Origin of the sequence: Streptomyces nodosus (assembly GCF_008704995.1) — a bacterium.
Lineage (GTDB): Bacteria > Actinomycetota > Actinomycetes > Streptomycetales > Streptomycetaceae > Streptomyces > Streptomyces nodosus.
This window is the reverse complement of the sequence record NZ_CP023747.1, coordinates 3,392,491-3,416,024: the sequence shown is the minus strand read 5'-3', so window position 1 is coordinate 3,416,024 and position 23,534 is coordinate 3,392,491. Positions and strand designations below refer to the sequence as shown.

General features: G+C 72.7%; 20 protein-coding genes. 12 read left to right on the top strand and 8 right to left on the bottom strand.

The features are described from left to right. The first annotated feature begins 2 nt into the window (after positions 1–2). From CP978_RS15375 to CP978_RS15355, 5 genes are all read left to right on the top strand, one after another. A complete protein-coding gene (locus CP978_RS15375) occupies positions 3–1,859 on the top strand; it encodes an acetyl/propionyl/methylcrotonyl-CoA carboxylase subunit alpha (RefSeq protein ID WP_043441270.1) in 1,857 nt (618 codons plus the stop codon). 40 nt (positions 1,860–1,899) lie between these two features. Further along, positions 1,900–3,081: an acyl-CoA dehydrogenase family protein gene (locus CP978_RS15370; RefSeq protein ID WP_043441268.1), complete on the top strand. Its 1,182-nt coding sequence runs from the start codon at positions 1,900–1,902 to the stop codon at positions 3,079–3,081. Positions 3,082–3,101: 20 nt separating this feature from the next. Beyond that, the gene (locus CP978_RS15365) at positions 3,102–3,839 is read left to right on the top strand and encodes an enoyl-CoA hydratase family protein (protein ID WP_043441265.1); all 738 of its coding nucleotides are present in this window, start codon (positions 3,102–3,104) and stop codon (positions 3,837–3,839) included. Next, positions 3,827–4,426, top strand: coding sequence for a TetR/AcrR family transcriptional regulator (locus CP978_RS15360; RefSeq protein ID WP_043441263.1), 600 nt, complete (start codon positions 3,827–3,829; stop codon positions 4,424–4,426). The genes CP978_RS15365 and CP978_RS15360 overlap by 13 nt, the downstream gene beginning before the upstream one ends. Positions 4,427–4,690: 264 nt before the next feature. Then, complete coding sequence (locus CP978_RS15355) at positions 4,691–5,707, top strand: isopenicillin N synthase family dioxygenase (protein ID WP_043441261.1); 1,017 nt, start codon at positions 4,691–4,693, stop codon at positions 5,705–5,707. A 111-nt stretch (positions 5,708–5,818) separates the two neighbouring features. Here the strand turns inward: CP978_RS15355 and CP978_RS15350 are convergent, their stop codons facing one another. Continuing rightward, a complete protein-coding gene (locus tag CP978_RS15350; RefSeq protein ID WP_043441259.1) occupies positions 5,819–6,919 on the bottom strand; it encodes a citrate synthase 2 in 1,101 nt (366 codons plus the stop codon). Positions 6,920–7,319: 400 nt separating this feature from the next. Here CP978_RS15350 and pdxH point away from each other — a divergent pair, with 400 nt between their 5' ends. Further along, positions 7,320–7,958, top strand: a complete 639-nt coding sequence (pdxH, locus tag CP978_RS15345; RefSeq protein ID WP_052454572.1) for a pyridoxamine 5'-phosphate oxidase — start codon at positions 7,320–7,322, stop codon at positions 7,956–7,958. Between the two features lie 363 nt (positions 7,959–8,321). Here the strand turns inward: pdxH and CP978_RS15340 are convergent, their stop codons facing one another. Further along, positions 8,322–9,182 carry an alpha/beta fold hydrolase gene (locus CP978_RS15340; RefSeq protein WP_043441256.1) on the bottom strand — a complete coding sequence of 287 codons (861 nt, stop codon included), beginning with the start codon at positions 9,180–9,182 and terminating at the stop codon, positions 8,322–8,324. Positions 9,183–9,802: 620 nt separating this feature from the next. Next, positions 9,803–10,495, bottom strand: coding sequence for an iron-dependent transcriptional repressor DtxR (locus CP978_RS15335; RefSeq protein ID WP_043441254.1), 693 nt, complete (start codon positions 10,493–10,495; stop codon positions 9,803–9,805). 302 nt (positions 10,496–10,797) lie between these two features. Here CP978_RS15335 and CP978_RS15330 point away from each other — a divergent pair, with 302 nt between their 5' ends. Next, positions 10,798–11,619, top strand: coding sequence for an SIS domain-containing protein (locus tag CP978_RS15330; protein WP_079162158.1), 822 nt, complete (start codon positions 10,798–10,800; stop codon positions 11,617–11,619). Between the two features lie 41 nt (positions 11,620–11,660). On the opposite strand, the gene CP978_RS15325 is transcribed toward CP978_RS15330, so the two are convergent. From CP978_RS15325 to CP978_RS15310, 4 genes are all read right to left on the bottom strand, one after another. Next, entirely contained in the window at positions 11,661–13,070 is a 1,410-nt protein-coding gene (locus tag CP978_RS15325) for a PAS domain-containing protein (RefSeq protein WP_043441249.1), read from the bottom strand. 200 nt (positions 13,071–13,270) lie between these two features. Continuing rightward, on the bottom strand, positions 13,271–14,863 hold the full coding sequence (locus tag CP978_RS15320) for a hypothetical protein (protein ID WP_043441247.1): 1,593 nt from the start codon (positions 14,861–14,863) through the stop codon (positions 13,271–13,273). Beyond that, positions 14,860–15,651, bottom strand: coding sequence for an ABC transporter ATP-binding protein (locus CP978_RS15315; protein ID WP_043441245.1), 792 nt, complete (start codon positions 15,649–15,651; stop codon positions 14,860–14,862). Before CP978_RS15315 ends, CP978_RS15320 begins: the two co-directional genes overlap by 4 nt. 131 nt (positions 15,652–15,782) lie before the next feature. Beyond that, complete coding sequence (locus CP978_RS15310) at positions 15,783–16,436, bottom strand: bifunctional DNA primase/polymerase (protein WP_043441241.1); 654 nt, start codon at positions 16,434–16,436, stop codon at positions 15,783–15,785. A 377-nt stretch (positions 16,437–16,813) separates the two neighbouring features. Between CP978_RS15310 and CP978_RS15305 the strand changes: the two genes are divergently transcribed. Both CP978_RS15305 and CP978_RS15300 read left to right on the top strand, forming a co-directional pair. Then, positions 16,814–18,196, top strand: a complete 1,383-nt coding sequence (locus CP978_RS15305; RefSeq protein WP_043441239.1) for an NsdA family TPR-like regulatory protein — start codon at positions 16,814–16,816, stop codon at positions 18,194–18,196. 257 nt (positions 18,197–18,453) lie between these two features. Further along, positions 18,454–19,842: a hypothetical protein gene (locus CP978_RS15300; protein WP_150478230.1), complete on the top strand. Its 1,389-nt coding sequence runs from the start codon at positions 18,454–18,456 to the stop codon at positions 19,840–19,842. Between the two features lie 87 nt (positions 19,843–19,929). On the opposite strand, the gene CP978_RS15295 is transcribed toward CP978_RS15300, so the two are convergent. Further along, positions 19,930–21,258: an ABC transporter substrate-binding protein gene (locus tag CP978_RS15295; protein ID WP_043441238.1), complete on the bottom strand. Its 1,329-nt coding sequence runs from the start codon at positions 21,256–21,258 to the stop codon at positions 19,930–19,932. 117 nt (positions 21,259–21,375) lie between these two features. Here CP978_RS15295 and CP978_RS15290 point away from each other — a divergent pair, with 117 nt between their 5' ends. From CP978_RS15290 to CP978_RS15280, 3 genes are all read left to right on the top strand, one after another. Further along, positions 21,376–21,876 (top strand): SCO4402 family protein, encoded by a 501-nt coding sequence (locus CP978_RS15290; protein ID WP_079162157.1) that lies wholly within the window; start codon positions 21,376–21,378, stop codon positions 21,874–21,876. Positions 21,877–22,034: 158 nt separating this feature from the next. Then, on the top strand, positions 22,035–22,916 hold the full coding sequence (purU, locus tag CP978_RS15285) for a formyltetrahydrofolate deformylase (RefSeq protein WP_043441233.1): 882 nt from the start codon (positions 22,035–22,037) through the stop codon (positions 22,914–22,916). A gap of 148 nt (positions 22,917–23,064) precedes the next feature. Further along, positions 23,065–23,445 (top strand): STAS domain-containing protein, encoded by a 381-nt coding sequence (locus CP978_RS15280; protein WP_043441231.1) that lies wholly within the window; start codon positions 23,065–23,067, stop codon positions 23,443–23,445. The last annotated feature ends 89 nt before the right edge of the window (positions 23,446–23,534 follow it).

Below are 23,534 nucleotides of genomic sequence, written 5' to 3'. Positions count from 1 at the left end.
CCATGATCACTTCCCTGCTGGTGGCCAACCGCGGTGAGATCGCCTGCCGCGTCTTCCGTACCTGCCGTGAACAGGGCATCCGTACCGTCGCCGTGCACTCGGACGCCGACGCCGAGGCGTTGCACGTCCGCCTGGCCGACGCGGCGGTACGGCTGCCGGGGGCGGCGCCCTCGGACACCTATCTGCGCGGCGATCCGATCGTGCGGGCGGCCCTCGCGGCCGGGGCCGACGCCGTGCACCCGGGCTACGGCTTCCTCTCCGAGAACGCCGGCTTCGCGCGCGCGGTGCTCGACGCGGGCCTGGTGTGGGTTGGACCGCCGCCGGAGGCGATCGAGGCGATGGCCTCCAAGACCCGCGCCAAGAAGTTGATGGGCCTGGAGCCGCTGACCACGGTCACCGCCGCCGATCTGCCCGTGCTGGTCAAGGCGGCGGCGGGCGGCGGCGGACGCGGGATGCGGGTGGTGCGGGAGCTGGACGCCCTGGACGCCGAACTGGCGGCCGCGCGCGCGGAGGCGCTGAGCGCGTTCGGCGACGACGAGGTGTTCGTCGAGCCCTACATCGAGGACGGACGCCATGTCGAGGTGCAGCTTCTCGCCGACACCCACGGCACGATCTGGACGCTCGGCACCCGCGACTGCTCGCTCCAGCGCCGCCACCAGAAGGTGATCGAGGAGGCTCCGGCGCCCGGCCTGGCACCCGAACTCATCGCCTCCCTCTGTGAGTCGGCGGTACGGGCGGCCCGCGCCGCCGGCCATGTGGGGGCCGGGACGGTGGAGTTCCTGGTCGCCGACGGCCGGGCGCACTTCCTGGAGATGAACACCCGGCTCCAGGTGGAACACCCGGTCACCGAGGCGGTGTTCGGCATCGACCTGGTGGCCCTCCAGATCCGGATCGCGGAAGGGGCGGCCCTGGAGGGTGAGCCGCCCCGTGCCCGGGGGCATGCGGTCGAGGCCCGGCTGTACGCCGAGGACCCGGCGCGTGGATGGGCCCCGGGGACCGGCACCCTGCACCGCCTGGCCGTCCCGGGGGTGCGGCTGGACACCGGGTACGCGGACGGCGACACGATCGGGGTCCACTACGACTCCCTGATCGCCAAGGCCGTCGCCCACGCCCCGACCCGCGCCGAGGCGGTCCGCAGGCTGGCCGGAGCGCTGGAGCGGGCCACGGTCCACGGACCGGTGACCAACCGTGAGCTGCTGGTCCGGTCCCTGCGCCACGAGGAGTTCACCGCCGCCCGGACGGACACCGGCTTCTACGACCGCCGGCTGCCCGCGCTGACCGCCCCGGCACCCGATCCGTACGCACCCCTGGCTGCGGCGCTGGCGGACGCGCACGGGCGCTCACGGTTCGGCGGCTGGCGCAATCTGCCCTCGCAGGGGCAGCTCAAGCGCTATCTGATGGCGGGCGAGGAGCACGAGGTGCGCTACCGCCACACCCGTACGGGCCTGGAGGCGGAGGGCGCGGACGGGGTGCGGGTGGTGCACGCCGACGACCGCCTGGTGGTCCTCGAAGTGGACGGCGTCCGGCGGAGGTTCGAGGTGGCGCGATACGGCGACCGGGTCCATGTCGGAGGGACGGTGCTCACCGCCCTGCCCCGCTTCCCCGAGCCCGCCCCCGACCACGCCCCCGGCTCGCTGCTTGCCCCCATGCCCGGCACGGTCGTCCGGGTCGCCGAGGACCTGGCCGCAGGAGACCCCGTACGGGCCGGGGAGCCCCTGGTCTGGCTGGAGGCGATGAAGATGCGGCACACCATCTCCGCACCGGCCGCGGGCACCCTCAGGGCCCTGTACGCCGCCCCCGGCCTCCAGGTCGAGGTCGGCGCCCTGCTGGCCGTGGTGGACACCGAGACCCCGCACTAGACGCACCACCCAACGGACCGGACCAGCCCAGGAGGCCGGCATGAGCCCCGTCATGGAAACCGCAGAGCACCAGGCCCTCCGCTCGGCCGTGGCCGCCCTCGGCAGGCGCTACGGCCGTGACTACCTCACCGGCGTCGTCGCCGCCGGCGGCCGGCCCACCGAACTCTGGGCCGAGGCCGCGAAACTCGGCTATCTCGGGGTGAACCTTCCGCAGGAGTACGGGGGCGGAGGCGCCGGGATCGCCGAACTCTCCATCGTCCTGGAGGAACTGGGCGCCGCGGGCTGCCCCCTGCTGATGCTGGTCGTCTCGCCCGCCATCTGCGGCACGGTGATCGCCCGCTTCGGCACCGACGCCCAGAAGGAGCGCTGGCTGCCGGGCCTCGCGGACGGCACCCGCACCATGGCCTTCGGCATCACCGAACCCGACGCCGGCTCCAACTCCCACCGCATCACCACCACCGCCCGCCGCGACCCGGACAGCGGCGACTGGCTGCTCACCGGCCGCAAGGTGTTCATCTCCGGGGCGGACACCGCCGATGCGGTGCTGATCGTGGGCCGCACCGAGACCGCGTCCGGACCAGAGGGCCGCACCGGCCGCCTCAAGCCCTGCCTGTTCATCGTCCCGCGCGACGCCGAGGGCTTCCAGCGGCGGCCCATCGCCATGGAACTCCACGCGGCCGAGAAGCAGTTCGAACTCACCCTGGACGAGGTGCGGCTTCCCGCCGACGCACTCGTCGGCGACGAGAACGCGGGGCTGCTCCAGCTGTTCGCCGGGCTCAACCCCGAGCGGGTGATGACCGCCGCCTTCGCGATCGGCATGGGCCGCCACGCCCTGGCCCGGGCCGTGGAGTACGCCCGGGAGCGGGCCGTCTGGGGGCGGCCCATCGGCGCCCACCAGGCGATCGCCCACCCCCTTGCCCAGGCGCACATCGACCTCGAACTGGCCCGGCTGATGATGCAGAAGGCCGCCCTCCTCCATGACTCCGGGGACGACCTCGCCGCCGGGGAGGCCGCCAACATGGCCAAGTACGCGGCCGGAGAGGCCTGTGTGAGGGCCGTCGACCAGGCGGTGCACACCCTCGGCGGCAACGGCCTCACCCGCGAGTTCGGGCTCGCGTCGCTCATCACGGCCGCACGGGTGACCCGGATCGCGCCGGTGAGCCGGGAGATGATCCTCAACCATGTCTCCCACCAGACCCTGGGCCTGCCGAAGTCCTACTGACCGCACCTCGGGGAGCGGAGATGACGGAACTCGTACGCACCGCGCGGGAGCGCGGCATCACCACCCTCACCCTGGACGCGCCCGCCCGCCGCAACGCCCTGTCGGCCGCGCTCGCCGACGCCCTGGCCGAGGCGCTGGCCCGCTGCGGCGGGGACCGCGGCACCCGCGCCGTCGTCCTCACCCACGCCGGGAACACCTTCTGCGCGGGCGCCGATCTGCGCGATCCGCCGCGCCCGGAGGCGCTGGTCGAGCTGATGCGGGGGATCGTCGAACTGCCCGTCCCGGTCGTCGCCCGGGTGGACGGGCATGTCCGGGCGGGCGGACTCGGACTGCTGGGCGCCTGTGACATCGCGGTCGCCTCCACCGCGGCCACCTTCGCCTTCACCGAGGTGCGGATCGGCCTCGCCCCCGCCGTGATCTCCCTTCCGCTGCTGCCCCGCGCGGACCCGCGCGCGCTGGCCCGCCACTGCCTCACCGGCGAACGCCTCGACGCCGCCGAGGCCGTGCGCGCCGGGCTGCTCACCGCGGCCGGTGCGGACGTCGACGAGGTGCTCGCACCGGTGCTCGACGGACTGCGCAGGGCCTCCCCCCAGGGCCTGGCCGAGACCAAACGACTGCTCACGGCTACTGTGCTTCAGACCTTCGACCGGGACGCGGACGCCCTGACCGCGCTCTCGGCCCGGCTGTTCGCCTCTCCGCAGGCCCGCGAGGGGGCGACGGCCTTCCTCGAACGACGGGATCCCACATGGGTGGTGTGAACACGGTCGAACGCGGCCCCAAGCAGGACCGCAGCCGGGCCACCCGGCAGCGGCTGCTCGAGGCCGCCGTGGCCTGCCTCGCCGAACACGGCTGGGCGGGCTCCACGGTCTCGGTGGTCGCCGAGCACGCCGGGGTCTCCCGGGGCGCCGCCCAGCACCACTTCCCGACCCGGGAGGACCTGTTCACCGCGGCCGTGGAGTATGTCGCCGAGGAACGCTCCACCGCCCTGCGGGCCCTGTTCCCCGAGGGCACGGCCGATCGCCGCGCGGTCGTCGCCGCCCTGGTGGACCTGTACACCGGGCCGCTGTTCCGGGCCGCCCTGCATCTCTGGGTCGCCGCCTGCGACGAGGACCGGCTGCGCCCCCGGGTCACCGAACTGGAGGCCCGCGTCGGCCGCGAGACCCATCGCATCGCCGTCGAACTGCTGGGCGCCGACGAGTCCCGCCCCGGCGTCCGCGAGACGGTCCAGGGACTGCTCGACCTGGCCCGTGGCCTCGGCCTCGCCCATCTGCTCACCGACGACGGGGCCCGCCGCGAGCGGGTGGTGGCCCAGTGGGCGACGCTGGTGGCCGAGGCGCTGGACTGACCACGCCCTCCCGGTCCTCGTCCCGCCGACCGGACCGCCGACGGCTGTGAACCACGACACATACGCACCGGGAGTCCGGCAGTACCCTGACCCCATGCCTCCGATGCTCGTCCGACGCCGCCACGTGGACTACGGACGCGTCACGAGCATGGGCTGTCGGCGCATCGCCTGATCCAGCCCCTCTTTCCCCTTCACCTGGCACCCGGGCCCCGCCCCACCCTTCGGCGGCCGCCCGTGCCCCCGTACACCCTGCGGACGCCTCTCATGACGAACCCGTCGTACGACCAACTCCCGATCATCGACCTCTCCGCGGCCGACCGCGGCCCCCGGGACCGGGCGGAGCTCCATGCCCGACTGCACAGCGCCGCCCATGATGTGGGCTTCTTCCAGCTGGTCGGGCACGGCGTCACCCGGGCCGAGACCGATGCCCTGCTCGACGCCATGCATGCCTTCTTCGCCCTGCCGGAAGCCGACCGCCTCGCCCTGGACAACGTCAACTCGCCGCACTTCCGCGGCTATACGCGCACCGGCGACGAACGCACCGGAGGCACCCGCGACTGGCGCGACCAGCTCGACATAGGCGCCGAACGCCCCGCCCGGGTGCCCGGCCCCGGCGAGCCCGCCTACTGGTGGCTCCAGGGCCCCAACCAGTGGCCCGCCGCCCTCCCCGGGCTGCGCACCGCCGCACTCGCCTGGATCGACCGGCTCAGCGAGGTGGCCCAGCGGCTGCTGCATGAACTGCTCGCCGCGATCGGCGCACCCCCCGACTTCTACGACCCGGTCTTCGGCGAGCACGCCCACCCCCACCTCAAGCTGGTGCGCTACCCCGGCAGCGCGGGCGACGGAGCGGACCAGGGCGTGGGCGCGCACAAGGACTACGGGTTCCTCACCCTGCTGCTCCAGGACCGCATCGGCGGGCTCCAGGTGCAGCGCGAGGACGGACTGTTCCACGAGGTGCCGCCGCTCGAGGGCGCCTTCGTGGTCAACCTGGGCGAGCTGCTGGAAGTGGCGACCGACGGCTATCTGATGGCCACCAACCACCGGGTCGTCAGCCCGCCCGGCGCCACCGAGCGGTTCTCCGTGCCGTTCTTCTACAACCCCCGTCTCGACGCCCGCGTGGAACCGCTGCCCTTCCCGGGCGCCGACATCGCGCCCGGCATCACCGACGACCCGGCCAACCCGCTGTACGCGGATTACGGATTCAACGAGCTGAAGGGCAAGTTGCGCGCGCATCCGCTGGCCGCCGAGCGCCACCATGCGGAGCTGCTGACCGGCGTATGAGGCGCAACCCCACGGGGGGTCGGGCCCGGCCCCCTGGGGGCGCCGGGCGTCGTACGACGGGTGCCGGTGCCGGTGCCGGGTGCTGTCCGCCCGGCCCGGCGGTCCGGCGGTTCAGTGCGAGATGTTCTCGTAGCCCTCGATCTCCTGGGGGCCGCGCGGGCCGGGGCCCACATAGCGCGCGGACGGGCGCACCAGCCGGCCCGTGCGCTTCTGCTCCAGGATGTGCGCGGACCAGCCCGCGGTACGGGCGCAGGTGAACATCGAGGTGAACATGTGCGCGGGGACCTGGGCGAAGTCGAGCATGATGGCCGCCCAGAACTCGACATTGGTGGCGAGGACCCGGTCGGGACGGCGGTTGTGCAGCTCCTCCAGGGCCGCCTTCTCCAGCGCCTCGGCGATCTCGAACCGAGGGGCGCCCAGCTCCCGGGCGGTACGGCGCAGCACCCGCGCCCGGGGGTCCTCGGCGCGGTACACCCGGTGGCCGAAGCCCATCAGCCGCTCGCCCCGGTCCAGGGCCTGCTTCACATAGGCCGTCGCGTCGCCCGTCCGCTCGATCTCCTCGATCATGCCGAGCACCCGGGAGGGCGCGCCCCCGTGCAGCGGTCCGGACATGGCACCCACCGCCCCGGACAGTGCGGCGGCCACATCGGCGCCCGTGGAGGCGATGACCCGGGCCGTGAAGGTGGAGGCGTTCATGCCGTGCTCGGCGGCGGACGTCCAGTAGGCGTCGACGGCCGCGACATGCCTGGGGTCCGGCTCGCCCCGCCAGCGGATCATGAACCGCTCCACGATGGAGCCCGCCTTGTCGATCTCCCGCTGCGGCACCATCGGCAGCCCCTGCCCGCGGGCCGACTGGGCGACGTACGACAGCGCCATGACGGCGGCGCGCGCCAGGTCCTCGCGGGCCTGCCCGGCGTCGATGTCCAGCAGCGGTTTCAGACCCCACACCGGGGCGAGCATGGCGAGCGCCGACTGGACGTCCACGCGGATGTCACCGGAGTGGACCGGGATCGGGAAGGGCTCGGCGGGCGGCAGTCCGGGATCGAAGGCGCCGTCCACGAGCAGCCCCCAGACATTGCCGAAGGAGACACGGCCGACCAGGTCCTCGATGTCGACGCCCCGGTACCTCAGGGCGCCGCCCTCCTTGTCCGGTTCGGCGATCTCCGTCTCGAACGCGATGACTCCCTCGAGCCCGGGTACGAAGTCGGACATCAGGCGGCTCCTTGTGATGGTGCGGCGGATGCGATGGGTTTCCCCCGGCTCCGTTCAGGAACCGACGGGAGGGAAGCGTGAGCCGGGTGTGGGGGTACGGGAAGGGGTTTCCGCCCCGGCGCCCTGTCCTCGGCGTTCTCGGTGGCATCTGCACGATATCTCTGAGTGCCATCTTTGGGGAGGGGTTGCGGCACTCAGTGCCACAGCGATGAGGTATACCCCCCGCGGAAACCGTGCGGGCATACGGCAGGATGACGGCGTGACCGACCGCTTCCCGGACGAACCCGCATCCGAATCCGAGGGACGCCCCGCCGGCTCCGCCGCGGAGCCCGAGCTCGAACCCATCGTCGAACGCGCGGCCGAGGGCCCCGTCGAGGACCTGGCCCATGACCCCGCCGAGATGCGGGCGCACTACCGCGCCGAGGGGCTCGACGCGTCCTCGCTGGCTTCCCGCCCGATGGACCAGTTCGCCCGCTGGTTCAAGCAGGCCGCCCAGGCCGCCGTGGCGGGGATGATCTTCGAGCCGAACGCGATGGTGGTCTCCACCGCGGACGCCGACGGCCGCCCCAGTTCACGCACGGTCCTGATGAAGCAGTACGACGAACAGGGCTTTGTCTTCTACACCAACTACGACTCCCGCAAGGCCCGGGAGCTGGCGGCCAACCCCTCCGTCTCGCTGCTGTTCCCCTGGCATCCGATGGCCCGCCAGGTGATCGTCACCGGCACCGCGCGCCGCACCGGCCGCGACGAGACCGCCGCCTACTTCCGTACCCGTCCGCACGGCTCCCAGCTCGGCGCCTGGGCCAGCACCCAGTCCTCGGTCATCCGCTCCAGGGACGAGCTGGACGCCGCCTACGAGGAGCTGAGCAGCCGCTATCCGGAGGGCGCCCAGGTCCCGGTGCCGCCGCACTGGGGCGGCTTCCGTATCGCTCCCCTGACGGTCGAGTTCTGGCAGGGCCGGGAGAACCGGCTGCACGACCGGCTGCGCTATGTGGCCCGACCGGACGGCACCTGGAGGGTGGAGCGACTGAGCCCCTGAGGCCGGGGAATGCGCACCGGGTCCGCCCGAACGCGGACGGCCCGTGAACGCAGACGACCCGCGAGTCCGGGTCCTCCGCCTGAGGGCGGGGAGCCGGCCGGACGTGCCGGCGAACTCGCGGGTCGGGTGGACTGCTGGGATTGGGCCGGCTGCACGCCGTCTCGCGCGCTGGTCCGGCACCGCACTGGATGTGGTGACGGGCCGCTAGCCCGCAGCCACCTCACGCGTCCGGTTGTCATACATCTGCCGAACCACCTCCCTTCTCGTGTATCCCACACCTTAGGAAGGGCCCGGAGAGCATTCAACTGTTTTTCCGAGCGGCCGACGGACCTCGCGGGACGGCCCCGGGCGGGGCCGGCTCGGTCAGGTCGCGAAGATCTCGGCCAGGAACGGTCCGATCGCCGAGTGCCAGGCCTCCGGCTGCTCATGATGGACGAAGTGGCCGGCGTCGGACAGCTCCGCGTACCGGCCGTCCGGCAGCACCCGCACCATCTCCTGGGCCTCCGCCCGGCCCAGCTCGCCGTCCAGACCGCGCAGCACCAGCGCGGGGCACCTCACCTGCGCCAGCTCCTCCCAGTGCGCGTCATACACCCAGGTCTCGCGGGACTTCAGCATCTGCGCCGGTTCGAAGACGGGCCGCCAGCCGTCCTCCGACTCGGTCATCACCTCGGCGTAGAACTCTCCGCGGGCCGGGTCGGGGCGCTCCACCCAGGGGTCCTCCTCGCCGAACCACTTCCGTACATCGGCGAGGCTGGCGAAGGGCAGCGGCCAGGTCTTGAACCAGTTCTCCCACTCGCGCTGCGAGGCGGCCCCGAGCGCCGAGGCCCGCATGTCACAGATGACCAGCCCGCGCACCAGGTCGGGCCGCTTGGCGGCGAGCTGCCAGGCGGTGAGCGCGCCCATGGCGTGGCCGACGAGGACCGCCGGGGCGAGGCCCAGCTGTTCGAGGGCCGCCTCGGCGTCGTCGATGTACGCCTCCCGGGTGTACTCCCCCTCGGGCGGCTTCTCGCTCTGGCCGTGGCCGCGCTGGTCGAGTGCGACGGTGCGATGCCGCTCGGAGAGCCGGCGGGCGGTGGGCGCCCAGTGCGAGGCGCGCCCCATCAGGCCGTGCAGTAACAGCACTCCCGGCGCCCGGTCGCCCTCCCCGGCTCGGGGCGGGTCGGCGAAATCCCAGGCGGCGAGGCGTACGCCGCCCGCACCGGTCACGTCGATGCGCCGCACCATCGTTCTGGCACCCCCCTGCTCCGCTCGGGCCGTGTGCCGCCGCGCCGGGCGGCCGGTCCCTGAGCTCGTCGTACTGACCGGTCACCCCACGCTATCGAATAGTCATTCGAAAATGCCGTTTCCGGAGGCAACACCCCTCCTTCGAGTGACGTCCCCCGAGGATTGGCCGTGGATTCCGCGGGGAGATCTTCAGCGGGGGGCGGACCGCTCGGGGAAAACGGTCCGAGGGGGGACGACCTTGAGAGCTCGGGGCTCCAGGTCGGAACTGGGGAGGACAGGCCCCGGCGCCCACGGCGCCGGGGCCCTTCCCCTGTCCGCGGCACATCCGTGCGCCCCCTCCCCGGTGGGGTGACATCGCTGTCACCCATGGCCAAGAGCCCTCAGGTCATATGCCTCACGCAACAGCCTCGCACGTAAGCCGTCCGAACGCTGCGGTTCCGCACACTGAATCTTGGTTGCAGAAAGATCGCGGAATCATCACAACAACCCCTGAAGTCGCAGGAGTTGATCCGATGAAATCACCGGAAGGCTCAGGGTGCCGACACCCGCCCGGGACCATCGGTGCTGGTCCCGGCCGCCGGGCGGGGCCGTCGTGCTAATGCTTGGTCACGAAGACCGTGCTAGCGCTTGGCCACGAAGACATGGGACGCGATGTCCGCCTCCAGCTCGGCCGCCTCGCCGCCGCTGCCGACCAGGACACCGCCCGCGGACTCCGTCACACTCACCACCGAGCCGGGCTGCACGCCCGCCCGGCGCAGGGTGTGCATCAGCTGGGCGTCCGTCTGGATGGGCTCGCCGATACGCCGTACGACCACCGTCTTGCCGCCCGTGCCCGGGTCCAGCTCGGCCAGGGACACCATGCTCGCGTCCAGGAACGGGTCCGCGCCGTCCTTCTCGCCCAGCTCCTCCAGACCCGGAATCGGGTTTCCGTACGGCGACTCGGTGGGGTGACGCAGCAGCTCGAGCACCCGGCGCTCGACCGCCTCGCTCATCACATGCTCCCAGCGGCATGCCTCGGCGTGCACCTGCTCCCACTCCAGGCCGATCACATCGACCAGCAGACACTCGGCGAGACGGTGCTTGCGCATCACCCGGGTGGCCAGACGACGGCCCTCGTCGGTGAGTTCCAGATGCCGGTCGGGGGCGACGGCCACCAGTCCGTCGCGCTCCATCCGCGCCACGGTCTGGCTGACCGTCGGCCCGCTCTGGTCGAGCCGCTCGGCGATCCGGGCGCGCATGGGGACCACGCCTTCCTCTTCCAGCTCGAGGATGGTGCGGAGATACATCTCCGTGGTATCGATCAGTCCGGACATACGTGCCCCTCGATGAGATGTGCCGGAGGCTCGACGGCTCACCGGCGCGTGCGCTGGCCCTGGACTCAATTCTGACGCATCCCGCTGACAACCGGGGTGTGGTGGGCGAACCCGGGGGGATCGCCGGTCCCGGGCGGCGCGGCGCACACCGCACACGCCCCGCCTCCGCGTCGTATTGACATCCCACTCGTCGGGACCGCACCGTGATCCGCGACACGGGCCGTCATGGGCGACGGCACCCGGCCGCCGCGCGGTCGCCGTCCGGCGGAACGGGACACCGAGACTTCGAAGGGGCGTCGCGGATGAGCCAGGAGCCGAGTGCGGGGGAGCCGGGAGCCGGAAAGCCGGGTGGCGGTCCGTCGCGGGACGGCGCAAGCGCCTTGGCCGGACGGTTCTTCGACGCGGCGATCGAGCTGTTGCGGCGGGTGCGGGACGAGGACGCGGAGCAGATCGAGGCGGCCGGCACCCTGATCGCGGACACCGTCGCCACCGGCGGCCGGCTGTTCGCCTTCGGCGCCGGGCACTCCTCGCTGGCCGCGCAGGACCTCGTCTACCGTGCGGGCGGTCTCGCCCTGATGAATCTGCTCACCGTCCCCGGGGTGGTCGGCGTCGATGTGATGCCCGCGACCCTGGGCTCGGCGCTGGAGCGGGTGGACGGACTGGCGAGCGCGGTCCTCGACTGCAGCCCGCTCAGATCCGGCGATCTGCTGGTGATCATCTCCCTGTCCGGCCGCAACGCGCTCCCCGTGGAGATGGCGATGAACGCCCGCGCGCTCGGCATCAGGGTCGTCGGGGTGACCTCGCTGGCCTATGCCTTGAAGACCACGTCGCGGCACGCCTCGGGCACCTATCTCAAGGACCACTGCGACCTGGTCCTCGACTCGAAGATCGCGGTGGGCGACGCGGAACTCGACCTGGACACCGTCCCCGCCCCCTTCGCCCCCGCCTCCACGGTCGTCACCACGGCGCTGCTCCAGGCCGTCATGGCGACGGCCGCGGGTGTCCTCGCGGACCGCGGCATCGAACCGCCCCTGCTGCGGTCGGGGAACGTCGACGGCGGCCATGAGTGGAACAGCCGGGTGTTCCGGGAGTACGGCGACCGGATCTTCTACCGCAAGGAGTAGCTCCCCGGCGGTCCGTCCCGTCCGGCGGTCCCGGGCCCGCGCTACGCCTCCGGCGCCGTCCCCGGTGCGTCGTCCGGTGCGCCGGTGCCGGCCAGGTCCAGGGCGGCGGCGATCCGCACCGCGACATCCTCCCCGTACACCGCGTCGGGCCGCTCGAACCGGCTGCGGCCCGCCCCGCGCAGAAAGGTCACCACCCCCAGCGTCCGGCCCCGGCTGCGCAGCACCGCGCACAGCGCGTGCACCGCCTCCCCGGGCCACTGCCGGGCCAGCGCCCAGGCGCGCGCCCGCTCCGGGTCGACCTCGCCGGCGGAGGCCCGTACCGAACCGGCGCGGGCCACGCACTGCACGGCGGGATGCCCCTCGGCATAGCGCACCGGAAGCCCCGCCTTCCCGGCGAGCACGCTCGGCCCGGGTGCCCCGGACGGGGTCTCCGCGGTCCGCACCAGCCGTACCGGACCCTCGCCGTCGGCCGCCGTACCGTCCGCCACCCGGTCGATCAGCGCATGGTCCGCGAACCCGGCGAGCGCGAAGTCCAGATGGACGGTGGCCGCCTCCCCGGGGTCCTCGCACTCGGCCGCCGCCCGCGCGGCGCGGTGCAGCTGGTTGGTGCGGAAGCGCAGCAGCGCCGCCTCCTGCTCGGTCTGCCTGGCCTCGGTGACGTCCTGGAACAGCCACCCCACGCCCAGCGGCACCGGTTCCTCCGCCAGCGGCGAGGACAGCCGCAGAAAACCGCTGCGCCAGCACCGCCGCCGGTCGCCCTCCGGGGTCCGCACGCTCACCCACATCTCGGCGGGAGCGGGCGGGGCGCCCTCGGCGAGCACATGGGTCAGCGCGCCCTGGAGTTCCTCCACGCCCCCCGAGAGCAGCTCCCCCAGGGGCCGGCCGAGCACCGCGGTCCGGCCGATGCCCAGTGCCTGCGCCGCATGGGCGTTGACCACGGCGGGCCGCAGATCGGCGTCGACGATCACGACGCCCCAGCCGGCGTCCTCGAACAGGGCCTCGCTCAGCGCGATGGACCGCTCCAGGTCGATCTGGGTGTGGACCTCGCTGAAGGCGCAGTAGATCCCGGCGGGCCGTCCGTCGGGTCCCCGCACCGCCGCGGACTGGGTCCGCACCAGCACCCGTCCGCCCGCCTTGGTGAGCAGCGCGAACTCGTGCACCTGCCGTCCGGGTGCCTGCATCGCCGACATCAGCCGCGCCTCGACCTCCGGGGCGTCGGCGCTCCGCACGGCCCAGCCGGCGAACCCGTGCCGCCCGACCGCCTCGGCCGCCGACCATCCGAGGATCCGCTCGGCCTCGCGGTTCCAGTGCGTCACGACCCCGTTCGCGTCGAAGGCGCACAGGGCCGCGTCCATTCCGTCGAGGAGCGCGGCGAGAAGGTCCGAACCGTCCCGCGGGGGCTCGCCCGGACCCAGTTCGTCCGTGGTCCCCCTACGCCGGGTAGCACTCACCTGAACCCCCTGGCCGCCGCGTCCGCAGAGACGGCGCGTCCGTCCGCTGACTTGCCGTCATTCAACTCGAACGTGACGCAGCCCACATGCGCTTCGGAAAAGATGGGACGAAATCGTTGTGCCTCCGGAGCCCGCACCGTCCGGCTCACCGTCCCCGCCGGTGTCCGGCCGTCACCACCGGGGACGATGCGTCACGGGCGTCAGCCCTTGCTGACCGCCGCCAGGATCTCCGGGAGCCGCCGCGCGGCCCGCGGTGCCGCGAGGCGCAGGCCGAGCAGGGCGAGCAGCGCGCCGTAGCCGGCGCCCACGGGCAGCAGCAGCCAGGTCCAGCGCTCGCCGCCCGCGGCGACGTTCAGCCAGATCGCCGCCGCGATCACCGGCGAGGTCAGCAGGGCCGCCGCGATCATCCCGCCGAGGAAGGAGGCCCAGACGAGTCCGGCCTGGCCGGGGGCCGCGTTCCGGTAGCCCTCCTGCGGGACGGAGTAGGGGAAGCGGGTGGAGGCCCAGGAGCCGGTCGCCAGCATCGCGCCGAGCAGGGCGAGGGACAGCCCCAGCACTCCGGGCACCTTCGCCCAGGCGTCGAGCAGCACGGTCATCACCACGGTGACCAGGGCGAGGTGCGGCAGCGCGATCAGCAGCAGGGCCAGGGCACGGCCGCGCAGTTCGGCGTAGGCGTCCCGGGGGGAGGAGATCGTCATCGCGACCATCCAGAACGCGGAGGTGTCCTGCCCGAACTGGTTGAACATCTGCAGGCCGAGCAACGCGGACGCGATGCAGACGAAGTAGAGGGAGCCGACGCCCTGGAGGGCGTTGAAGACCGGCACGATCAGTCCGATCGCGAGCGAGGTCACCCAGGCCGCCTTGGTCTTGGGATCGCGCCAGATGTAGCGCAGGCTGCGCTCCATCACCGTGCCGGCGCGGCCCGCGGGCAGCAGCCCGGACAGATTCCTCGCGGAGCGTTCCCCGGAGGCGGGTTCGGCGGCCTGGAGGGTGGACGCGTCGGGTGTGGTCATCACCTTGGTCAGGCTGCGCGACCACAGGGCCAGCAGTCCCGCCAGCGCCGCCGCGCTCAGCGCGAGTTGGGCGGCCCCGATCCCGTAGGAGCCGCGGCTGACGGAGTCCACGGCGCCGATCGCGGAGGCGGGTGGCACCCAGCGCACCACCTGCCCCACGGGCTCCAGCTGGGACAGCCCGCCCGAACCCAGGCGACGCACACCGAAGTTGAGGAACTGCAGGCCGACCGCCACGACGAGCCCGCTCAGCACGGCCAGATCGCGGCCCTTGCGGCTGCTCAGCAGCCGGATGTTGGCGGTGGCGACGGCGCGCGCCAGCGCCACACAGATCAGCAGGGTCAGCACGACGGCGACGACCGAGGTGGCGTACGCGGCCGCCCCGTGCGCCGTGGCGATCGCCGAACCGGCCAGCAGGGAGAGCGTGAACAGGGGGCCGATGCCGACCAGGGAGGCCACCAGCAGGCCCCGTACCAGGGGGCCCGGGTGCAGCGGCAGCATCACCAGACGGGACGGGTCGAGGGTCTCGTCGCTGCTCGGGAAGAACAGCGGCATCACCGCCCAGCCGAGCGCCAGTACCTCGACCAGCAGCACCACCACGGCGCCGACGTGCGCATGGCCGCGCAGGGCGAACAGACCCAGCAGCTGCAGCGCGGCGTACAGCAGCACGAAGACCAGGGACGTGATGTAGACGGCCCGCCGTCCGGCGGACTGCCGCAGCCCGTTGCGCAGCAGGGACAGCTTCAGCCGTACCAGGACGGCGGTGGGGTCGACGGTGGTCATCGGGCGCCGCCGCCGAGCCAGTCGAGATCGGCGCCGGAGGCGCGGCCGCCCGCGCCCACCAGCTCCAGGAACGCCTGTTGCAGGGTGGGCGCATCGCCGCGGACCTCGGCGAGCGGGCCGTGCGCGCGGATGCGTCCCGCGGCCATGACCGCCACCCAGTCGCACAGCGACTCGACCAGTTCCATCACATGGGAGGAGAAGACGACGGTGGCGCCGGAGGCGGTGTACCGCTCCAGGACGCCGCGGATGGTCTGCGCGGAGACCGGGTCGACGCCTTCGAAGGGCTCGTCGAGAAAGAGGACTTCCGGGTTGTGCAGCAGCGCGGCCGCCAGGCCTATCTTCTTGCGCATACCGGTCGAGTAGTCGACGACCAGCTTGTGCTGCGCCCCGGCCAGGTCGAGCACGTCCAGGAGCTGGGTGGCCCGCTTGTCGACCTCGGGGCCGGGCAGCCCGCGCAGCCTGCCCGTGTAGGCGAGGAGTTCGCGCCCGGAGAGGCGCTCGAAGAGCCGCAGCCCCTCGGGCAGGACCCCGATGCGGGCCTTGACCTCGACCGGGTCGCGCCAGACGTCGTGACCGACGATCTCGACGGAGCCCTGGTCGGGCCGGAGCAGCCCGGTGACCATGGACAAGGTGGTGGTCTTCCCGGCCCCGTTCGGTCCGACGAGCCCGATGAACCGCCCGGCGGGCAGCTCCAGGTCGATCCCGGCGACGGCGATCTGTTCCCCGAACCGCTTCCACAGCCCCTGCACCCGTACGGCGGCCGTACCCGCCCCAGCTCCCTCGTTCATATGAAGCAGCCTACGGGGGCGCGCTTCCTTTCGGCCCTGGCCGGAGAAAGCCCTGCCTCGCGGGCGCGACCGCCGCGGCGGAACCCCCGGGTGCGGACGGCACCGCTCGTGCCGCCGGGCGCACACCCGCCCTAACGGGATCTTCCGCACGCGTAGGCGAGCGGTGAGATCAACTCCTCGGCGTCCGGCAGCCAGCGGTTCGCGGGGGTCGGGCGGCAGGCCCACTGCACGGCGCCCTGTGATCCGTAACGGGTGGGCGGCGCGGCCACGTAGCAGCCCTCGCCGAGGGCGGTCAGATCGAGGGAGGGGAGCGACCAGCCCAGGTTCCGCACCAGGTCGGGAACCTTCGCCGCCGCGCCGGGCAGCACGAAGAACCGCATCCGCCGGTCCGGGGTGAGGGCCACGGGCCCGAGCGTGAGCTCCATCCGCTCCATACGGGCGAGCGCCAGGAAGCCCGCGGTCTCCGGCACATCGAGCGCGTCGAAGGTGCGGCCGGTGGGCAGCAGCACCGACGCGGTCGGCCGCTCGGACCACAGCCGCCGGGCGACGGTCCCGCTGCTGGTCGCCCGCCCCTCCCAGTCGTCGTCCGTCGGATGCGCGCCGGGCAGCGGGCACCCGGACCGGCCGCAGGAGCAGCGGTGCGTCCCGGCCACGGCCTCCAGCCAGGTCCCGGGGAACACGTCCCAGTGGCGTTCCTCGGCGTAACGTACGGCGGCCTCCGGGAGCGAATCGCCGCGCTGCTTCGGGATGCGGGCGGCTTCGGGGCCCGCGATGGTCTCTTCCACGATGAACTCAACTCCCGCCGTGACCGGGGGTTACGCCGCCGTCCGGGCCCCTCTCCCGCTCCGGGAGGGCGGGGGCGCGGGGCCTTCTCCCGTCCCGTGCGCGGGGAGGAGCACCGCCTCCCGGGCCGGGGCGCATGGATGCACGGCCGGGGGCGCGCACGGGGAACGGCGGCGGGGGCCGGGTAGCCACCGGAGGGACAGGCCATCAGCTTTTACCCCGGCAAACCTCGCATGTCTCGCATCAGAGGTATGACCGTGGGGCATTGATCTTCCCGTCCGGATCCTCCCGGTGTGCACGTTTGCCGCCTCCGGGGTCCGGCTGCCGAAGACACGTCGACTCGGTGCGGCGAACCGAGCCATGAAGCAGGGGGTACGCCATGGCCGCAAGGCCTCTTGTCGCGCGACAGCCGAACGAACGGCTGCAGGCGCTCATCCAGGAAGCGGGCTGCTCCAACGCGGGGCTCGCCCGCCGGGTCAACATGTGCGGCGCGGAACACGGTCTCGATCTGCGCTACGACAAGACCTCGGTGGCCCGCTGGCTGCGGGGGCAGCAGCCGAGGGGCCGGGCGCCGGCGATCATCGCCGAGGCGCTCGGCCGCAAGCTGGGGCGCACGGTCACGATCGACGAGATCGGCATGGCCAACGGCAAGAACCTCGCCTCGGGCGTGGGCCTGCAGTTCTCGCCGACGGTCCTCGGCGCCATAGAGCAGGTCTGCGAGCTGTGGCGCAGCGACGTCGGACGCCGGGACTTCCTCTCCGGCTCCTCGGTCGCCGCGTCGGCGCTCGTCGAACCGAGCCGTGACTGGCTCATCTCCACCCCGGACTCGCAGATCGCGCGCTCGGCAGGGTCCCGGGTGGGTCCCTCGGACGTGGCCGCGGTGCGGGCGATGACCCAGGCGCTGGTCGACCTGGACCACCGGTTCGGCAGCGGGCATGTCCGCCCGGTCGTCGTGCACTACCTCAACAGCGTCGTCTCGGGGCTGCTGGCGGGCTCCTACCGGGACGCCGTCGGACGTGAACTCTTCGCCGCCGTCGCGCGGCTGACCGAACTCGCCGGGTACATGGCCGTGGACACCGGGCAGCCGGGACTCGCCCAGCGGTACTACATCCAGGCACTCAGGCTGGCGCAGGCGGCCGGCGACCGGGGCTACGGCGGCTATGTGCTCGCCGCCTCCATGAGCCATCTCGCGGCCCAGCTCGGAAACCCCCGGGAGATCGCGCAGTTGGCGCGCGCCGCCCAGGAGGGCGCCCGTGGGCGGGTGACACCGCGGGCGGAGGCGATGTTCCACGCCGCCGAGGCGCGCGGACACGCGCTGCTGGGCGACGCCCGCGCGGCCCAGCTCGCGTCGGGGCGGGCGCTCACCGCGCTGGAGTCGTCCGAGGCGTCGTCCGGGGACGACCCGCCCTGGATCGCCCACTTCGACCGGGCGTATCTGGCGGACGAACTGGCCCACTGCCACCGGGACCTGGGACAGGGCGAGGCGGCGGCGCGGTACGCGGAGGAGGCGCTCGCCGGACACCCCGAGTCCCGGGCCCGGCGCCGGGCGATCGGCCATGTGCTGCTCGCCACGGCCCAGGTGCAGCGGCGCGAGGTCGAACAGGCCTGCCACACGGGTCTGAAGGCGGTGGAACTGCTCGGCACGCTGCGGTCCGACCGCGGGGCCGAGTATCTGGAGGACCTGCGGCAGCGGCTGGAGCCGTACCGGGAGGAGGCGGCGGTACGGGAGTTCGGGGCGCGGCTCGACATGGCGGCGGCGTAGCGCCGGGGCCGGAGCCGCCGCCAGGGGCTGCGGCCGGAACCCTTACGGCACACCCACGGGGATGTGAAGGCCCGGGGAACGAAGGGTGGCTGACGGGTGCGTGAATGGGGAGGGCTTTAAACAGCGCTTCGCGTCCTGGTTTTGTTACTCCGGTCACCTGGGTACAAGATCACGCCCTGTGCTGCGTGGCATGCGGCTCGGGGGACCCGGTAGCGTGGGCCGACGATTCCGAAGGTCCCCCATTCGTAGGAGTCCCGGTGACGCAGAGTGGACAGGGCGAGGAGCCCTCGGCGCGGCCCGCGCACGAAGGCATCGTGCTGCCCTCCGACGGCGGCGAGCCCCTGCTGCCGGGCCAGCAGCCCGCAGCAAGCGGTTCAGCCGTTCCCGCCGGCGGCCAGGCCTGGGGCCAGCCGTGGGGCCCGGGGCAGTCCGCCCAGTCGGCGCCCGCCCAGAACTGGCACGGTGACGCCGGGCAGCAGTGGGGCGCGCCCCAGCAGCCCGGTGCGGCCCCGGGGGCGGAGTGGGGAGCCCCGGGCGCACAGCCGTCCTGGGAGTCGGGCGCCCACCAGCAGGGGGCGGCGTCTCTGCCGCCCGCCGTCGGCGAGGCCGCCACGCAGTACATCCCCCCGGTGCCCGCCGGGGCCGACGAGGGCGCGACGCAGTACATCCCGCCGGTGGGACCGGGGGCGCTGCCGCCGGAGAGCCCCGCGGACGGTGCGACGCCCTTCCACGGGGCCCCCGGCGGCCCCCGGCCCGGCGCCGATCCCGACGCCCAGGCCACCCAGTACCTGCCGCCCGTGCCCGGCGGTCAGCCGGGACCGGCGCCGTACGGGGCGGGCCAGGACGCGGCGGGCGGTGACCGTCAGACGCCGGCCGAGTTCGACAATCTGTTCCGCCATGACGCGGGTGCCGCCGAGTCCACCCAGAATCTGCCGCAGTTCGACGACGCGCCGGGCGGCCGGGCGGCGGCCCGGCGGAGCGGCGGCGACGGAGGCGGCGGCCGTGGCTCCTCCCGGGTGCCGCTGCTGGCGGCCGCCGGTATCGGCATCGTCGTCCTCGGTATCGGGGCCGGTGCCCTGCTCAGCGGGGGCGACGGCAGCGACCGCAAGGACGACGACAGCACCTCCGTCGCGGCGACCGCTCCGGCCGAGAGCGCTCCCGAGCAGCAGAAGGACGAGGGTGCCGATCCGGCCAAGGGACAGGCCGAGGCGCTGGACAAGCTGCTCGCCGACAGCGGAAACAGCCGCGGCGCGGTGATCAAGGCGGTCGACGAGATCAAGGGGTGCCAGAACCTCGGCCAGGCGGCCAACGATCTGCGGGACGCGGCCAAGCAGCGCAACGAGCTGGTCACCCGGCTGTCCCAGATAGGTGTCGACAAGCTGCCCGACCACGAGGAGCTGACCACCGCGCTCACCAACGCCTGGCGCGCGTCCGAGTCCGCCGACAACCACTACGCCGCCTGGGCCGACCAGGTCGCCGGCCAGAAGAAGGCGTGCAAGAAGGGCCAGGCGCGCCCCACCGGCGAGACGGCGGAGGGCAACAAGGCCAGCGGCACGGCCACCGCCGAGAAGGAGAAGGCCGCGCGGCTGTGGAACACCATCGCCCAGCAGTACGGCCTGACCCAGCGCCAGCCGACCCAGCTGTGAGCACGGCGGTGTGCGCCGCCGCCCCGAGCCCTCCCGGCCGGGTGGCGGCGCACACCGCTTCGACGTTCTCTGTGACGCGCGGGGGCCCTACCGGGCCGTGCTCTCCAGGGTCTTCGCCACATTCACAAACCCTTGGCGGGCCGACACCAGCCGCCCGCGGCGCACGACTTGCAGGGTCACATCGGAATTGACCAGCCGGGGGAAGTCGACGACGGCGGTCAGATCCTGGAAGCGCCAGCGCAGGGGCGGCGTCAGTCCGCCCGTGTCGATCTGCAGACCGCTGTCGAGGGCCGAGCGGATGGTGCGCGCGGACACCTCACCGCCGCCGAGCGACTCCACGGTCTGCCTCAGGACCGTGTAGGCGATCCAGGTGGTCTGCACGCCCGCGTCCGCCGGGTCGATCCGGTTGTCGCCGAAGGCCTGTTCGCGGATCACCTTCCTCATCCCGTCCCAGCGCGAGTCACCCGCGTCCGGGTACCAGCCGCTGACATACGCCCCTTCGTACGGGCCGGAGGCACCGCCCGAGGCGTCGATCAGCGACTGGTCGACACTGCCGAGCACCGAGGCGGTGCGCACCGCCGGGTAGTCCCCGCTCAGACGCCGGAAGGAGTCCATGAACGTATTGGTGCGCTCGTCGAGCGCGTGCACCACACACCCCTTGCCCTGCGGGTTCCCGGTCGCCCTCGCCAGGGCCCGGCGCGCCTGCTCGTCGAGCTCGGTGGCCTCCTCGGCCGCGCGCACATCCTCGGCCGGCGCGTGATTCCCGGCCTTCAGCCCGGAGTCGAGCAGCACGGGCAGCTGGTCGCCGGCGACGGTGTCGGGACGCACCAGGGCCACCGGGCCGCAGCTCTTGCCCAGTTCCTCGCCGAGCCCGGCCAGCAGCGCGGGCTGACCGCCGTTGACGGGGTAGGAGAGCACGCTCTTGAACTCGACGTCGGTCAGTCCGTAGCCGCCGATGTAGGGGATGCCCGCCAACTCCAGCGGGGAGAGGGTGTAGGAGCCGAACTGGCTGTAGGAGCCGACGACCGCCACCACCTTCTCCTTGACGGCGAGGCGGGCGCATTTGGCGGCGCCGATGTAGTCGTTGTGGTCGTTGCAGGTCAGCACGTGGAGCTTGCGGCCGCCGAGGCCGCCGTGTGCATTGACCCAGCGTTCGTACGCCTTCGCCATCGCCGGCATACCCGGCTTGTTGGTCGCCTTGGTCTTCTCCGGCGCCCAGGTCATCACGGTCACGGTCTCGTCCCCGGAGCCCCCCGGGACACCGGGGACCACCCCGCAGGCCACGGCCAGCGAAGCGCCGGCCACCAGTGCGCCCACCGAGAACAGGGCGGCCTTGACGCGGGGAATCGCCCTGGTCCGGGAGGTGCCCGGAACACGGGAGCTGGTAGGGGAGGACATGCGTCGCCTGCCGGTCATGGACCCACACGATTCCGTTACACCACTAACCCGAATGTGACCGATGATCAACGAAAGGTGACACAGGGGTGAATTACGGGGCCAGATGATCCGGAGATCATGGAGACCGTACGATCGGTGACCGTGCAAGGTTCGGAGAACTCTTCCCGTCGCGGCCGTCGCTCCTCCACCATGGGCGGCATGCCACTCAATGACATGCCATGGTGGCGCTGGCGCAGCAATGTGCGCTCCGCGCTGCACATGCTCTCCGATCCGGTGTTCCAACGGGACGTCTGGCTGACCGGTGTCGAGGGGTACGGCGACGTCACCGACGCCGTGTACCGCCTGGTCGAGGACACCTGGCTGGACAACTGGTCCGCCGAGAAGTACGTCGGCACGATCTTCCGTGACTCGCAGGAGGCGGCGCTGGTCGACACCGCCGTGCTGCGGGTGCTGCGGATCATGCACCAGGTCGGCCCGGACGCGCCGGTGCAGGCCTATCTCGACCACCAGGGATGGCCGGACGCGCTGCGGGCGGCCCGCGACGCCCATGTGCGGCTCGCGATGAGCGACGGCGACGACCCGGACGTCCCGCCGCAGTCCCTTGAGGTGCTGCGGATCCTGACCCGGTCCGCGTGATGCGGTCCGCGTGACCCGGTTCACACGGCCCCTTTCCACGGCCGGCCCGGCGCCCGGGCGGTGCGGATCCCGGGCCGTCCGGGTGACGCCGGGGCACGCGCCGTCCGGGTGGCGGGACAGCCGTCCGCGGCGGGCCCGGACGTGAGACGCTGGCCTGCATGACTGAGCAGTCCGCCCGGCCCGCGGCCCCCGCCGACCAGTACGTCCTCACCCTGTCCTGCCCGGACAAGCAGGGCATCGTGCACGCCGTGTCCAGCTATCTGTTCATGACCGGCTGCAACATCGTGGACAGCCAGCAGTTCGGCGACGACGACACCGGACTGTTCTTCATGCGGGTCCACTTCTCGGCGGAGCCGCCGGTGACGGTGGCCAAGCTGCGGGCCAGCTTCGCGGCGATCGGCGACTCCTTCCAGATGGACTGGCAGATCCACCGGGCCGACGAGAAGATGCGTGTCGTCCTGATGGTCAGCAAGTTCGGACACTGTCTGAACGACCTGCTCTTCCGCGCCCGGACCGGCGCACTGCCCGCCGAGATCGCGGCCGTGGTGTCCAACCACACCGACTTCGCCGAGTTGGTGGGCTCGTACAACACTCCCTTCCACCATGTCCCGGTGACCAAGGACACCAAGGCGGAGGCCGAGGCGCGGGTGCTGGAGCTGGTGCGCGAGCTGGATGTCGAGCTGGTGGTGCTGGCCCGCTATATGCAGGTGCTCTCGGACGATCTGTGCAAGCAGCTCAGCGGCCGGATCATCAACATCCATCACTCCTTCCTGCCGAGCTTCAAGGGGGCCAAGCCCTACCACCAGGCGCATGCGCGTGGGGTGAAGCTGATCGGGGCCACCGCGCACTATGTGACGGCCGATCTCGACGAGGGCCCGATCATCGAGCAGGAGGTCGAGCGGGTGGGCCACGGTGTGACCCCGGACCAGCTGGTCGCGATCGGCCGCGATGTGGAGTGCCAGGCACTGGCGCGCGCGGTCAAGTGGCACGCCGAGCGCCGGATCCTGCTGAACGGCCGGCGGACGGTGGTTTTCGCCTGAGGCCTGCCGGATTGGCTCATCTGCCACGCGCATTCGATCGACAGTTCGGTGTTTCATGGAGGGGCGTCGGGGCAGCCGCGCTGAAGGAAACGTAGGAACCGATTCCGTTCCGGCCGGACAGTCCGGTCAGGGGTCGCAAGCGGGAGGCGTGGCGGTGACGCTCGAAGTGACCTTCGAGGAGCGCGGTGGATGGGCCGTGCTCCGGGTGGCGGGCGAGCTGGATCTGCTGACCTCGCCGGTGCTGCGCCGACGGGTGCACGACGCGGTGGCGGACGGCCGCCACGACCTCGTCCTGGACCTCTCCGAGGTCGTCTTCTGCGACTCCAGCGGGGTCGGCGTGCTGATCGCCACCCGTCGGCTGATGCGTTCCTGCCGGGGCCGGCTCAGACTGATCCTGCCCGGGCGGAACGGCACCCAGGGCGCCCATGTCGAACGGGTCCTCGCCGCGCTGGGCGTGCGCCGGCTCTTCGACGTCCGTCCGGATGTCACATCCGCCACCGAGGACGACTCCAGGCCCCTGTCCGCGTAACCGTACGGACCGCCTCCCGCCCCCGGGCCCTTCGCGAGCCCCCTCCGCCGCCCCGTGCGGAGACACCCGGAAGACATCTGGCCCCGCCC

Excerpts from the sequence above, each read along its gene's own strand:
- CP978_RS15350 (WP_043441259.1), bottom strand. The coding sequence starts at position 6,919 with ATGTCCGACTTCGTACCCGGGCTCGAGGGAGTCATCGCGTTCGAGACG.
- CP978_RS15305 (WP_043441239.1), top strand. The coding sequence starts at position 16,814 with ATGGCCGCAAGGCCTCTTGTCGCGCGACAGCCGAACGAACGGCTGCAG.
- CP978_RS15340 (WP_043441256.1), bottom strand. The coding sequence starts at position 9,182 with ATGGTGCGGCGCATCGACGTGACCGGTGCGGGCGGCGTACGCCTCGCC.
- purU (WP_043441233.1), top strand. The coding sequence starts at position 22,035 with ATGACTGAGCAGTCCGCCCGGCCCGCGGCCCCCGCCGACCAGTACGTC.
- CP978_RS15365 (WP_043441265.1), top strand. The coding sequence starts at position 3,102 with ATGACGGAACTCGTACGCACCGCGCGGGAGCGCGGCATCACCACCCTC.
- CP978_RS15315 (WP_043441245.1), bottom strand. The coding sequence starts at position 15,651 with ATGAACGAGGGAGCTGGGGCGGGTACGGCCGCCGTACGGGTGCAGGGG.
- CP978_RS15295 (WP_043441238.1), bottom strand. The coding sequence starts at position 21,258 with ATGACCGGCAGGCGACGCATGTCCTCCCCTACCAGCTCCCGTGTTCCG.
- CP978_RS15370 (WP_043441268.1), top strand. The coding sequence starts at position 1,900 with ATGAGCCCCGTCATGGAAACCGCAGAGCACCAGGCCCTCCGCTCGGCC.
- CP978_RS15375 (WP_043441270.1), top strand. The coding sequence starts at position 3 with ATGATCACTTCCCTGCTGGTGGCCAACCGCGGTGAGATCGCCTGCCGC.
- CP978_RS15330 (WP_079162158.1), top strand. The coding sequence starts at position 10,798 with ATGAGCCAGGAGCCGAGTGCGGGGGAGCCGGGAGCCGGAAAGCCGGGT.
- CP978_RS15335 (WP_043441254.1), bottom strand. The coding sequence starts at position 10,495 with ATGTCCGGACTGATCGATACCACGGAGATGTATCTCCGCACCATCCTC.
- CP978_RS15360 (WP_043441263.1), top strand. The coding sequence starts at position 3,827 with ATGGGTGGTGTGAACACGGTCGAACGCGGCCCCAAGCAGGACCGCAGC.
- pdxH (WP_052454572.1), top strand. The coding sequence starts at position 7,320 with ATGCGGGCGCACTACCGCGCCGAGGGGCTCGACGCGTCCTCGCTGGCT.
- CP978_RS15355 (WP_043441261.1), top strand. The coding sequence starts at position 4,691 with ATGACGAACCCGTCGTACGACCAACTCCCGATCATCGACCTCTCCGCG.
- CP978_RS15320 (WP_043441247.1), bottom strand. The coding sequence starts at position 14,863 with ATGACCACCGTCGACCCCACCGCCGTCCTGGTACGGCTGAAGCTGTCC.